Here is a 792-nt window from a genome sequence, read left to right as displayed (position 1 = left end):
TACCCATTTGAACACCCCCATGAGGTCGGATTGGTGTCCAACTTCTTGGGGGCAGTTCACTGGAGCGTGAGGAACGAGCGCTGTCCGCAAGAACGCTATCGTGCCCATGCTCCGCGTGGGTACGCTTTTCTGGACGCTCTGCGTCGTCTCCCAAGCACACGGTGCGGCGCCAAAAGCTGACGCGGAGCATCATGGACGGTATTTCCATGCTGGAGCCTAAGGTACGCTCGCCATCCGTAAGAACGCTATCGTGCCCATGCTCCGCGTGGGTATGCCTTTCTGGACGCTCTGCGTCCTCTTCTGAGCACGCGGTGCGGCGCCAAAAGCTGACGCGGAGCATCATGGACGGTATTTCCACGCTGGAGCCTGAGGAACGATCGCTGTCCGTAAGAACGCTATCGTGCCCATGCTCCGCGTGGGTATGCCTTTCTGGACGCTCTGCGTCCTCTCCTGAGCACGCGGTGCGGCGCCAAAAGCTGACGCGGAGCATCATGGAAGGTATTTCCATGCTGGAGCCTGAGGTACGCTCGCCATCCGTAAGAACGCTATCGGGCCCATGCTCCGCGTGGGTATGCCTTTCTGGACGCTCTGCGTCCTCTCCCGAGCACGCGGTGCGGCGCCAAAAGCTGACGCGGAGCATCATGGATGGTATTTCCACGCTGGAACCTGAGGAACGATCGCCATCCGTAAGAACGCTATCGTGCCCATGCTCCGCGTGGGTATGCCTTTCTGGACGCTCCGCGTCTTCTCCCGAGCAAACGGTGCGGCGCAAAAGCTGACGCTGAGCATCAT

Source organism: Pseudomonas syringae group sp. J248-6 (assembly GCF_032586995.1).
GTDB classification, from domain to species: domain Bacteria; phylum Pseudomonadota; class Gammaproteobacteria; order Pseudomonadales; family Pseudomonadaceae; genus Aquipseudomonas; species Aquipseudomonas amygdali.
This window is presented reverse-complemented; position numbering follows the sequence as displayed.